This window comes from uncultured Paraglaciecola sp., assembly GCF_913020055.1.
Lineage (GTDB): Bacteria > Pseudomonadota > Gammaproteobacteria > Enterobacterales > Alteromonadaceae > Paraglaciecola.
This window is the reverse complement of the sequence record NZ_CAJWCF010000119.1, coordinates 1-12,578: the sequence shown is the minus strand read 5'-3', so window position 1 is coordinate 12,578 and position 12,578 is coordinate 1. Positions and strand designations below refer to the sequence as shown.

The 12,578-nt window shown below is 39.6% G+C and carries 10 protein-coding genes; 4 read left to right on the top strand and 6 right to left on the bottom strand.

Annotated features, from left to right (window positions below; genetic code table 11):
• Positions 1 to 500: 500 nt before the first annotated feature.
• Positions 501 to 908 carry a hypothetical protein gene (locus QZ488_RS19125; protein WP_293751740.1) on the top strand — a complete coding sequence of 136 codons (408 nt, stop codon included), beginning with the start codon at positions 501 to 503 and terminating at the stop codon, positions 906 to 908.
• Positions 909 to 1,053: 145 nt separating this feature from the next.
• On the opposite strand, the gene QZ488_RS19120 is transcribed toward QZ488_RS19125, so the two are convergent.
• Both QZ488_RS19120 and modF read right to left on the bottom strand, forming a co-directional pair.
• Entirely contained in the window at positions 1,054 to 2,784 is a 1,731-nt protein-coding gene (locus QZ488_RS19120; protein WP_293751738.1) for a hypothetical protein, read from the bottom strand.
• Positions 2,785 to 2,953: 169 nt separating this feature from the next.
• Positions 2,954 to 4,399 (bottom strand): molybdate ABC transporter ATP-binding protein ModF, encoded by a 1,446-nt coding sequence (modF, locus tag QZ488_RS19115; RefSeq protein ID WP_293751736.1) that lies wholly within the window; start codon positions 4,397 to 4,399, stop codon positions 2,954 to 2,956.
• A 173-nt stretch (positions 4,400 to 4,572) separates the two neighbouring features.
• On the opposite strand from modF, the gene QZ488_RS19110 reads away from it, so the two are divergent.
• The 3 genes from QZ488_RS19110 to QZ488_RS19100 all read left to right on the top strand — a co-directional run bounded on the left by QZ488_RS19110 (position 4,573) and on the right by QZ488_RS19100 (position 7,615).
• Complete coding sequence (locus QZ488_RS19110) at positions 4,573 to 5,241, top strand: response regulator transcription factor (RefSeq protein ID WP_293751734.1); 669 nt, start codon at positions 4,573 to 4,575, stop codon at positions 5,239 to 5,241.
• Between the two features lies 1 nt (position 5,242).
• The gene (locus QZ488_RS19105; protein ID WP_293751732.1) at positions 5,243 to 6,469 is read left to right on the top strand and encodes a HAMP domain-containing sensor histidine kinase; all 1,227 of its coding nucleotides are present in this window, start codon (positions 5,243 to 5,245) and stop codon (positions 6,467 to 6,469) included.
• Between the two features lie 69 nt (positions 6,470 to 6,538).
• Positions 6,539 to 7,615 carry a type 1 glutamine amidotransferase domain-containing protein gene (locus tag QZ488_RS19100; protein WP_293751730.1) on the top strand — a complete coding sequence of 359 codons (1,077 nt, stop codon included), beginning with the start codon at positions 6,539 to 6,541 and terminating at the stop codon, positions 7,613 to 7,615.
• Positions 7,616 to 7,762: 147 nt separating this feature from the next.
• Here QZ488_RS19100 and QZ488_RS19095 read toward each other — a convergent pair whose 3' ends face one another.
• The 4 genes from QZ488_RS19095 to QZ488_RS19080 all read right to left on the bottom strand — a co-directional run bounded on the left by QZ488_RS19095 (position 7,763) and on the right by QZ488_RS19080 (position 12,486).
• Positions 7,763 to 8,542 (bottom strand): transporter substrate-binding domain-containing protein, encoded by a 780-nt coding sequence (locus QZ488_RS19095; RefSeq protein WP_293751728.1) that lies wholly within the window; start codon positions 8,540 to 8,542, stop codon positions 7,763 to 7,765.
• A gap of 211 nt (positions 8,543 to 8,753) precedes the next feature.
• Positions 8,754 to 9,833, bottom strand: coding sequence for a site-2 protease family protein (locus tag QZ488_RS19090; protein WP_293751726.1), 1,080 nt, complete (start codon positions 9,831 to 9,833; stop codon positions 8,754 to 8,756).
• A gap of 210 nt (positions 9,834 to 10,043) precedes the next feature.
• Complete coding sequence (locus QZ488_RS19085; RefSeq protein WP_293751724.1) at positions 10,044 to 10,640, bottom strand: hypothetical protein; 597 nt, start codon at positions 10,638 to 10,640, stop codon at positions 10,044 to 10,046.
• A gap of 316 nt (positions 10,641 to 10,956) precedes the next feature.
• A complete protein-coding gene (locus tag QZ488_RS19080) occupies positions 10,957 to 12,486 on the bottom strand; it encodes a serine hydrolase domain-containing protein (protein ID WP_293751722.1) in 1,530 nt (509 codons plus the stop codon).
• Between the last annotated feature and the right edge of the window lie 92 nt (positions 12,487 to 12,578).

The window sequence follows — 12,578 nt, the reverse complement described above, 5'->3', positions numbered from 1 at the left end:
AATTAGAGACGCGGTATACAACCCGTTCAACACAGGTTTATACGGCAAAAGCACGCCGTACAAACACTAAAGCGTTATGCCTTTCAAGGAGCGTAGGATGTATAAATGTTTAAAGTGTGAAGCTGAATTTGACGATGCGAGCGCTTATTGTGAAGACCATAAGGATTCAAATCGAAAGCTTGGGTGTCCAAATTGTAAGACCTTTTATAGAAAAAGTAAGCGAGCCTCGGATTGGTCATTAAGTCTTTCTATCATCATATTTTCTATATCTATAATGGGTTTTATCCGTGCGCTTATAAATGAAGAGTTGTCATCGAGCGTTGCTTTTTGTTTTATATTTAGTTCCTCAGGGATTTTACATTTGAAATATATAGCTCCAAGACACAAACAGGTAAAAATCGAATACGTGACGAAGGCATAATAAGCCGTTTAACGAAAACGCCAGCAAACTGAGTTCGCCCTTTAACGAAGCGTTATGCTTTTCAAATGGAGAGAATATTATGAAGGCTATTGCTTTAAATTCTATTGCCATACTTGGTGGGCTTGTTTTAGGCAGTGCAGTAAACATGGGGCTAATATCAATTGGTTCTGAGTTAATTCCACCACCAGAAGGGGTTGATGTTTCATCTATGGAAGGACTGGCTAATGCGATGCAACTATTCGAGACAAAGCATTTTCTTTTTCCTTTCCTCGCTCATTCATTTGGAACGTTAGCGGGTGCAATTTTTGCTACAAAAGTTGCAACCACTCACAAATTGAAAATAGCACTTCTTATTGGCGTCGCATTTTTTGCTGGAGGCACCACAATGGTTTTCAATCTACCTTCCCCACTTTGGTTTAATGCATTGGACTTAATTGTTGCATATATGCCCATGGCGTATCTTGGCCATAAGTTGGTTAAAAAATGATTTACCTACTCCAAATACGTATAAGAAGTTACTTAAAAGGATACTTAACAACTGGCAGAGCTTGTTCCTCCCTATTTTGCGCCGCTTAGCAATGTGTATAACTCCCCACATTAAGTAGTGCATTATACATCCAAGGTATTTCAAATCATTTTTCTAAACAATCGTTTAATAAGCAAATCCCAAAATCTTTGACAAATACTTGTGTTCCGATGGCGACATTCATACCAAAAAATCGGTGACGTTCAATTTCGGGCTCTTGGGTGGTAAAGACCTCTTTATCATTGATTAAAAAATGTAATTTTTGCGCTTTACGACAAATACTTAATTGATTTTCTTCCCTGGAAAAGTTGTTGATAATATCGTCATCCTGCCACCGCCCATTTATTTTGGTAACGGGGCGACTGCCTTCTGCTGAAAATCTTTTGTAAATCGTAAATTCGGTTTTATTACTACCGGCTACATCTTTAGAAAGATAAAATTCATAACCTTGACGTTTATCGTCGCGCCATAGGCTTATACTATACCTTGGCCGTTTTTCCTCTGTGGCGTGCCGCCCTCCTTTGTAGGTTGCCCTAATACAACCATCACCATAAAACACCATTGGCGACATGTAATACGCCACTCGCAGCCTTTCATATCGAAGATAAGGGACTGTTATCCAGTTGTCATCTTGTTGTGCTTTAAGTCTATTAAGCTGAACTGACTTAAAAGGATTACCAAGGCTATCTGTTGAAGGATCTAGCGAATTGGTTACTTTAACTTTTTTCAATAAATTTGAGGCATTTTCGTAAGCACCTGCATTGAGCAATTCATCTGCTAAGCGAATTTTGAGTGAAGCGGCCACTTTATCGCCCGACGCTTCACTATTTTCAATCAAACTTTCAACAGCAAACCAATAATTAAACCCAAGATCATTTTCTGTTTGCTCCGTTGGATTTAATACTTGCTCAAGGTAAAACAAAACATCCTTGTGGTTATTGAGTAAGATCCGTTGTGCGTCGAGTTGATCTTTCAGATTTTCACTGGACAGCATGTTGTTCAATCTAGCAATAATATAATCGGTGTCCTGCCCTTCGAAAATACTGTTATTTGTAGCAGCATAGGCCTTAGGGAAAATTGAAAAATCAATTTCAAATGAATCATTTTTTGGATAGCTGTGATTGTTAGTCAACCAAGGAATCTCTGTTAAATTCCCGGCATTTTGCAGTTGACGTTTTATCGAACCTATCTGGCCCGTTGGGTCACTTTCGTTAGGAATATAAAGTAAACGGTAAGGCGTTTCATTTTGAATTTCTTGATCGGTTAAGGACAGTGCAAACCTTTTGCGCAATTCTCTACGATCTACTTTTGATTGATTAATGCCTAAGCCATCAGTCATTCTTTGTGGCTTGATTTCTTCGTAAACTTGCTGAAATACAAAAAAGAAATTGTTTTCGGACTTTTCATTCAACAAAACCCAATTGTGCCTATATTGCTCGCTCAAATTTTTGTCTATTTTGGAGTAAAACTTCCCCTCCTGATCTAGCATAATTTTATGATGCACACGACTAGGATGTGATTGATCAAGTGGAAGTTGAGTATTCAGCCCGGAAAATTGGCCTTTAACAATAGTCGTTGGCGCATTAGGCTCGACATAAAAACGGTCTGTACTCCAAACAACGACTAAAACTGCAGCCAGAACAAACACGCCATACAAGATTATTTTATGGTTTCTGCGATGATAAACACGATCTTCGTCTGTTTCCGCTTTGTCCATATTTCTTTTAGCGACTGTCCATAACACCAGAGCAAAGAAAACAAATAAAGCGTAAGGACCATATTCTGAAAGTAATTCAATCCATTTAGTCGCGTGATCTAAGTTATTACTGCCGTCCATATGCACACCCCATACTCTGAAGAATATTTTAGTAGTGTTATAAAGAGTAACTTAATCCCCTACAACTTACGAGATATTGCTAGCCACAGTCAGAGTAAAATTTATACCGGCGGTATTCCACTAGTTTTGATTTTTAATTGAGTGGTTATATTTTTCGTAGCTAAATCAGTTACCCGTTAAAATCTGTCATCGACAAATGCTGTTGAATGCTGGGAATAGCGTCTTCTTTATGATGATTAACGTAAAGCAAGGTAGTGCTGCCTTCCCTAGCAAGTATATCAATCAGGGCTAACACTTTTAGCCGATTGATATCGTCTAAACCGTTGCAAGGCTCGTCTAAAATCAATAAGGCTGGATGTTTGACCATGGCGCGGGCAAGTAACACTAAACGTTGGTCACCAAATGACAATTTTTGAAAAGGTCTGGCACTTTGTTGATCTAGCGCCATAAGCGCCAACCACTGCTCTGCCAAAGCGATTTGGTTTTTAGTGGCTTGTTGGTACATACCGATGCTGTCGTAAAAGCCGGATAACACCACATGTAATAATGAACAATTCACTCGATAATCTAGATGAAAAGCATTTGATAAATAACCAATGTATTGTTTGATTTGCCAAATACTTTCGCCACTGCCCCGCTGATAACCAAACACGAAAATATCATTCACGTAACACTGGGGGTGATCACCTGTGATCAAATTCAACAAACAGGTTTTGCCAGAGCCATTTGGCCCAGTGACTTGCCAATGCTGCTGAGGCTCAATGGTCCAGTTTAAGCCACTAAAAACGATATTATCAGCGTAATTCACTTTTACATTGGTCAGTTTTACCAAGGGTGCATTAGCATCTAATGGATGTGGGGCGAAGCTGTCACTGTCTTTTGCGGGCAAAGCTAAATCTTGTTGCTGCATATGTCGTAGTTGGCTGATATGGGTCAGTTGTTCAGCTAAATCATCAGTAATGTGTGTTTGCCACTGAATACTACCTGTCTGCATCAACACTAACTGTTGGCAAAATCTGGGCACTTCACTTAATCGATTGAGCACCAACACTAAGGTTGTTTGAGTAGATATTTCTAACAGTAACGCATTGAAATCATCGCAGGCTTGAGTATCTAAGCCATCCCATGGCTCATCTAAAACAAGTATTTCAGCTTGGCTTAATAGTGCTTTTGCTATCAGTAACTTTCGGGTTTCACCGGTAGACAAGGCGCGAAATGGCCTGTGCAACATATCTGCCAGAGAAAAAACATCTGTCACACGTTTGACTAGGGTTTGATCAAGTTCAGATAGGGTTAAGCCCTCAAGCAAAATCTCTTGCACTGTTGTAGGAACCGGAATGATATCCAGAATATCAGCACAGTCTTTTTGTTTTTCAGCTTCTATTAACGCTTGTTGTTGCTCGACCGACACCCAAGCTAGTTGGCAATTAACTTGGCATTGCCCGTCTAACCGCTCCCCCTGCCCGGCAATACAAGCCGCCAATGCAGATTTGCCACTACCATTTGGACCCAATACAACAGTATGTTGCAGAGGTTTAATAACAAGTGAATCGATATTTAGGTGAAAATGATCGCCAAAGAGAACGTGGCAGTTTTGAAGTAGAGCTAACGACATAAAGGTAAATGTAAATGCAAAAAAATTTGCAGTATCCTACCAGAATTTTTAATTGAATCGTGGTTTGGGTATAGACGAAATTTATGCTTTGTAACATTACTCAGTAAATTTCACTTGGCCTTCACTTCGGCTAACGTATGCTAAGAGTCTGTATTGTTTTAAGTAAGTCTATTTTGAATATTCTATTAATTGAAGATAACTGGGTTATCGCTCAGCAAGTGACTGAATTTTTATCAGCCCACAATTGGCACATTGACTATGCCGATAATGCCAAGCTTGGCATACAGCTGGCGTGTGAGAATATTTTTGATGTGATTTTGCTCGACCTCAACTTACTCGACATGGATGGGCTTGAGGTGTGCGCTACTATTAAGTCACAGGCACAAGTTATCCCGCCAATTTTAATGTTAACCGCCAGAGATAGTTTCGCTGATAAAGCCGCTGGGTTTAAACAAGGTGCAGATGATTATTTAACTAAGCCCTATGATTTACGAGAGTTGGCATTACGCTGCCAAGCATTAGCAAGGCGCTCTGACTTACATCAATCGACTCACATCACTGTTGGTAAATTAGAGCTAGTATTATCAACAAAAAGCGCGCTGATTGATGGCCAAGAATGTGCGTTAACCAGCATAGGATTCAGTATATTAACCTTGTTGGCCAAAACCTATCCTGAGCCTATTCCCCGCTCGCTAATCATACATAAAATATGGGCTGATTCGCCCCCTGAAAGTGACGCACTTAAATCCCACATTTATGCCTTAAGAAAAGCATTGGAAATACACCCAAGTGCACCAAAACTTAAAACGGTTATGAATGTGGGTTATAGGTTGGAGTGCTAAGATGAAAATAATGTCGAGTATTAAACATCAATCATTGGTCTTGCTGGTATCACTAACTCTAGGCCTTACCGCGCTTTATTTAGGCTTAGCCGTGCTTACTGGTTTTGTGGTTGAAGACGTTATCTTAAGCAAATTATTGCAAAAACATACTCAGTTTGCAGAGCAACAATATAAAATAACCGGTCAGCTTCCTGACTTAGATCTTGGTTTTATTCAGCTCTACGACAGCCCTTCTGCCATGCCCCATGAGTTGTATGAAAGTATTAAACACTCTTCTGGTGATCAAGAAATATTCACCCCAGATAAAACCCATTATCATTTTAAAACCTTAGACTTAGGCAAAGAGCACAAAGGTTATCTAGTGGCTGAAGTGTCAGATTTATTGGTGGTAAGTCAGAACCCAAGCATATTTATGATCTACCTTGCAGGCTTGGCCTTGGCCTTACTTCTAGCAATATATTTGGCAAAACAATTCTCCAAACAAATTGTAAACCCAATAATTTTACTCACTCAAGTCATAAAATCAGGTCAAATAGGCAAGCAGTGTAGCGACCTACCTACTTTTAAACACGAACTCGACTATCTATCACGCACCTTTCAAAAAGCATTTAATGACTTAGAACAAGCATTAGAACGGGAGAAGAACTTCACTACTGATGTAGGCCATGAATTACGCACACCGCTGACCATTCTAAAAAATCACACGGCATTAATTGAACAACGGGGTTACAAACAAAGTGATTTAACTGAAATGAAAAACGTCGCATTACATATGGAAAATACGGTATCGGTTTTACTGGCCTTAGCCCGCTCTGAATCAATTGAAAAACAAAGCTGTAACCTAAAAATAGTGCTCGAACAGGCCATTTTGAATCTTTGTAAGGATGAAACAAATGAACTAGAGGTCACGCTTGATGTAGATCCTCAATTTGCGTTAATAGCCAACCCTGCACTGTTGAACCTTTTGGTGAATAACTTGATTGCCAATGCAATGCAACACGCTCAGTCACACCAACTCACTGTACGCCAAAAAGGTCATTCCCTTGTATTCGAAAACAGCATCAACGAACTTCCGCCAGAAGATATCATTGTGTCGGGAGTAAAAAGCCAAAACAGTCTTGGCATAGGCCAAGGTTTATATTTAGTCACACGGATAATTGAAAGTTTTGGCTGGCGATATGAGCTAAATCAAAACACCGAGACTTTTTCTTTTAGCATTTATTTTTAATTTGTTGCTGAATTTCACTCAGGTTTCACCTGTTAAAAATTAACATGTCTAAAACAATGGAGAAAAGACATGTTAAAGAAAATACTGATAACCACAGTAACTATAGTGATATTACTTGTTGCTTTAGGTGGACTCTCTATCAATTGGTTAAAAGGATTTATCCCAAGCAGCGCTGAAATGGCCATTGTAAAGGCCAGCCAAAAACAAGACGTACCTTACTTACAGCACCCCGTTTTAGAAAACAGAGGCAAAATATTAGCGGTTGTCACCAGCGTAGATAAAATGGGCACATCAGGCAAAAATACAGGGTACGAACTTACCGAATTGGCCAGAGCCTATTGGGTATTTCAAACCAATGGTTTTGAAGTGGATATTGCCAGCACTAAAGGCGGTACCCCGCCCATTGTGCTTGATGACGACGATATGCGGGAATACGACTATGCCTTTCTAAATGATCCTGAGGCACAAGCTAAAGTCACTAACACCTTACTTATCGATGATATTAATCCAGCAGATTATGAAGCCGTTTACTTTGTAGGCGGCAAAGGGGCCATGTTTGACTTTCCTGATAATGCAGCAATAAAAAACATCGTTAAATACCTTTATCAGAATGGCAAAATTGTTTCAGCTGTATGTCATGGTCCAGCGGCTTTAGTCAACGTAAAACTCGATAATGGCCAGTGGTTTGCCGCCAACAAAAACATGAGCGCTTTTACCAATGAAGAAGAGCTGTTTTTAATCCCAGATGCAGAAACTGTTTTTCCTTTCCTTCTACAAGATAAACTGTCGGAACAAGGCTCTAATTTTAAAGCGGGTGACCTATACCTTGAGCAAGTTATCCAAGATGGACAAGTTCTCACAGGCCAAAACCCTTGGTCGGTTTGGAAACTCTCAGAAGACATCATCCGAGCTTTGGGATACACGCCTAAAGTGCGCGTCATTACGCCGGAAGAAAATAGCGTTACCTTGTTAGCCGTGTATAAAGAGTTAGGCTACAAACAAGCTAAACAGCACATACAAAACCACCCAGTAGATTATCAAGAAATGCTTGTTCTTGTGCATGCGGTGATAGCGTTTATGAATTTTGAACTATCCCAAGGAACAGATTTATTGTTTCTGACTGATTCTTTAAAAGCTGAGGTTTGAAGGGCTAATTCATAACACGTAACGACAATCGGACTATTCCAGTGGTGAGATGATATTCACTACTGGAAAGGCTACTACAAGGTATTTTAGATGCTAAGTTGCCAAGTATATTTAATACCTAGTTTTAGCCTAAATAATAGGATTGGATCAATATTCAATTATTGGTAAATAGTATTTTTGTTTAATAAGAGTACGTTGCTCTGCCACATTTTCAAACGCTTTTTGATAACGTTCAATCACTTTGTCAGATGTTTCAAGATTAAACGCTATGTAATTGCCAATTTCATTTACTTGCCACACCTGCTCGTATTTTGAAGGATCTACATTTAATAGCTTGGTTAAATGTTCAAAGCCATGTACAGATACCATCAGCATATCGACTCTACCTAATTGCATCATTAAAAAAGCACGTTCAAGATCTGTTACTTTGGCCATATTCAATTCTGGAAAGCCTATCTGTTGTAAAGAAATTTCAGAAACATCGCCTTGAATAGTTGCCACTCGGTAACTCAATACCTCACCTAAATTCTTAAACTTTAGATTAGCGGTTTTTTTTGCCATCAACACATGAACAGATTTAAAAATCGGACCAACCCACTTAAATAGATGTTCACGAGCAGGTGTTCTAGACATAGTAAATAGTGCTGTACTAGATTGTTTCAGTACATTTTGGTATCCACGAGCCCAAGGAACTAGTAAAACATCTTGCTCGCCAATACCAAGATCTGCCCACATCAATCTTAAAGAATCAACAGAAATTCCGACCAGTTTGTCATTTTCCATATAGTTAGCGGGAGGGTAATACTCGGTATAAAAGGTGATGCGAGGAAGTGTATTGGTTTTTATAGACTCATCAGAAATTGAAGAATTTGAAAAAAAGACAAGCAAAAATGTGAGGCCAAAATAGATGACTCTAGTCAATTGCACAGTCCTCCTCGACTTAATCCTAAATAGTTAACTGAATAGTAGTTAAAGACTTATTGAGTATTATTACTTTTTCTCAATAATTCAAGGTACTTATCGACTCACTCCTTTTTGACCAAAACTCATTTTCGGTTATCACTTTACTAAACACAGTATTTTACAGATTATAATAGAGACAGCCATTGTAACCATGAGCGTAATTACAATTTTCTGGTTAACTACTCAATATTTTAAGTGGTAATGACAAAGCACCATTGTCTGTCTGTCCCATAAACCAAATAATGGCGCTTAAGCCACCTATAGTGCTGACGTACCATAATATAGAAACGATTTGCGCATAACGATTAAGGGGCAGTAAATCACTTAAGTGTCTGCGTTTATATTCAAAGAATATTTCAACGCTGCCAATGGCCAGTAAAAACCCTAACAAAGCCAATCCAAAGTGATAACTCACATAAACACCTAACGCGGCGCCTAAAATACAAGCGACAATACCTACACGAGAGTTAATCGAAAAAGCGATACTTTTTAATATGTGGCCACCATCTAAAGGCAATACAGGTAACATATTAAATAAATTCAGCAACGCATTAAATACTGCTAAACCGGCGAGTATTTCTATGTCTGTAAGCCAATACCCCACTAAACAAACAAGTGACAATATCAAGCCAAAAAATGGCCCCATAATTGAAATCACAACATCTTGCCAGCGGGTATTAATTTTATCGTCGCTGAGGGCCAAACCGCCGACAAAAGGAATAAGATAAATACCTTTGGTTTTTAAGCCAAAGTACTTCATCGCCCTGATATGACCATATTCATGAAACACCAGACAAAGTATCAGGGCAATGGCAAACTCGATTGAAAACAACCAGCTATAAGCCGCTAAACTGCCAGCAGCAAACAACACTTTAATTACCTTGGCACTTTTAAACAGTTTTAAACCCAGACCCGCCATACCCATAAAACTAAATTTCATCGGTTGCTTTTGGCCTTGAATGACGTGCCTTTGTTCTATGTCTTTTTCGCTAAGCTTATTTTCATCTACCAGTTCATCATTCACTAAAAGTTTGAATTGCAGCTCAAAAGGCTGCCATTGCAAAGAGCCATTTAGCTCAACTTGAAGATCGCCCTGTTCACTTTGCAGTGAAAATTGATGGCAAAAATGTTCACTGTCGCCACTGGCATTAATTTGCGAAACGCAATCATCCCCCCAAAACAACTGCTGCCACCCAGCCATGGAACCTTCCAACTTAAGCGTCTTACCCAAACACTCTACTGCTAATAATTGCACTATAAAAACTCAACCAATAAAACCTAGGCCGATTATTGCTATATTTGTTGATGGGACAAGGTTTATTGAGAATAAATTTTGAAAAAGCAGATATATGAGAATTAAAAATAGAATGAAGTAAATAAAGGTTAGTAAAGCGCACTACCCACACGCTGACTAAATCGTGTGGGTAGGATTATACAGTTCACTTTTTGCTGGGGCTTGGTTTGCTTATAGTTTTAACGGCAGATAGAGCAGTTGTTCTTTTGTCGCAGACAACGCGGAGCGCACAACTGCTATATCCTGGTCCGTAACATCAGGACGATAAACATTGATCTGCTTAGAGGTTGGAGCAGATGTATCTACACCCACACCATCACTGCATTGATTGCTACTCTGGCCCCGCGCACGGCTCATAACTCGAGGACAATTGTTAAAAACGTCAGGTGAACCGTTTGCATCCACGGAAACCACCTCTTCAAAAATGATGCGGCCACCATAATAGGCTTGCCCAGCATTAAGATGGATAGGTGCAATCTTATCGCTAAGCAGATTATGTACTTTTGCATCTTCTTTGTTTATGCAGATTACATCACCAAAAGTATAAGTACCTGAAGGCATCTCAACTGCGGCAAAGGCGCTTGAGCCATATCTGATGTGTTGACGGGTATCATCTGCTTGTGAAATAAGCTCAATGTCTAGGGTTTCGCAACCTAAATTGCTGGAGACCTGCAAGATATAGGTCGCCGGAGAGTAATTTGCAGAAATAGCTTTACTCGGAACGGTTCCGAGAAAAAATACCAAAGTAAGCAATAATAAACGGTCCATGTGAATTCCTAATGTTTATACTCGAGTATTTTTTTTAGCATAGTCACACTGTAAATACAAGCTACACATTATTAAAATAGACATTAACAGTGGTAATATTATTTACCAAGAATACATCTATAAAACCTGAACAAGCTTAATGGGGCCCCATTGTAGTAATAGGCAAAAAGCACTCTCCAACTTTAAACTGAAATCCAATTGAATCCAGTAAATAAACAAAGTATTCGCTTAGCTGTTTGAATAATCCCACTTATTTGTACTTGTGTTCCTTCTATCTCGACTCCGCTTTGGCGAAGTCGAGAAGAGTTCCCATGTATTAATTCAACTTTGGCATACGTTGCTTTTTAGACAGTTGACTTGTTTTTTTGAAGGCCGTAACACTACTATCAGTGCGAATAGCCACAAATTCACGGTTTCGGATATACATCGACACACCATCCTCTTCATCTGGGATAAAGGTTATGTCAACTTGCTCTGTGTCAAGGGTGATTAAAAATGCTGATGCTGCAATAGGTTGTAGTTCAGGCTCATAACTGATTTGAGCCGCATTAAACTCAGGCAAGTTAACTATCAAAGCACCTGAGGACTCAGTAACTTCGACGTGTACGTCATCCGTTTGATAATCACCGACATGTCTTGCAAATAACTCTGTTGCAACCGGCATTACAGACCTTGAGGTTGAGGCAGGTAAATCAGCAACGGCTCGAAAAGCGGCAAGCATACTGGTAAAAAAATCTGTTGATTGACCACTACTCATAATAGCAATGGTAACGTTCTGCTCTGGAAAAACATACAACATGTTGGTGTACGCTAGGGTATTCCCACCGTGTTCCCATACTTCCATTGGGTAATACGCATTATTCACATCTATGCCATCACGAAGAAACAAACCATAGCCATAATCGACGTTCAAGCCCATTTGCAAACTCACTTGTGCGCTAGTTATCTGGTGTTGTAAAGCAGTAGGAAGCACATCGGCGTTACCATTAATCAAGAAATCGCCCATTTTGACCAACTCGCTTGCGGTAGACCATGTATAACCGCCGGCTGGTTTACCAAAAGTCGGTTGTGAAATTTGCTCGAGAGTGTCAGCTTTTAATGTAATAGCTTCATTATTAATCACGGCTTGGCCAACACCCAAGGCATAGTTCCCATCATCTTTGACATCTTGGTAGGTCATTGTTGTTCGCGCCATACCCAAAGGAACAAAGACTTTTTCTTTCATGGCTTGTTCATATGGCATACCACTTTGATACTCGAGAATAGCACCTAGGTACGACCAATAAGGGTTGCTATAATTAAAAAACTTACCGGCTGGATTCATTTGTCCACCCTCATTGGGATAGTTATTCAGCGCATGAACCATCAAACTTGTTTCAGGTGCCCAATCCACATAATCTGTAAATCCCCCTTGATGCGTCAACATATGCTGAATTGAAATATCAGACCAAGCTGCGTGTTCTGCTGAGAGTGCCAAAACAGGCAAGGCGCTGGGTAAAGATTGGTCTAATGTCAGCACATTTTCGTTGACCAATTGCAAGGTAGCAACAGCGGTAAACATTTTGGTAGTAGAGCCTAATTGAAACAAAGTTTCGCTATCCACATCTTCACCACCGTTATGCGTTTTTTTGCCATAAGCTTCAGCAAACACTACTTCACCTTCTTTCATTATCGCAACTGACTCAGCTGGAGCGTTACTGCTGGTCAACTGTGATTGAACGGTAGCTCTGAGGCTTGCAAATTGAACGGGATCTGGTGATGAAGAAGATTGGGCCGTAGGGGAACTACTGCCACCGCAACCGGTGAGTAATAAAATACCAACGGTAAAGCTGAGTTTATTAAACATAAAATTTCCTTTTGATAAGGCTATGTTTTTGTAAACTGTTGCAATACTGTATATAATTACAGTTAATAAGGAGGTGGTCTATGATCCCAGCA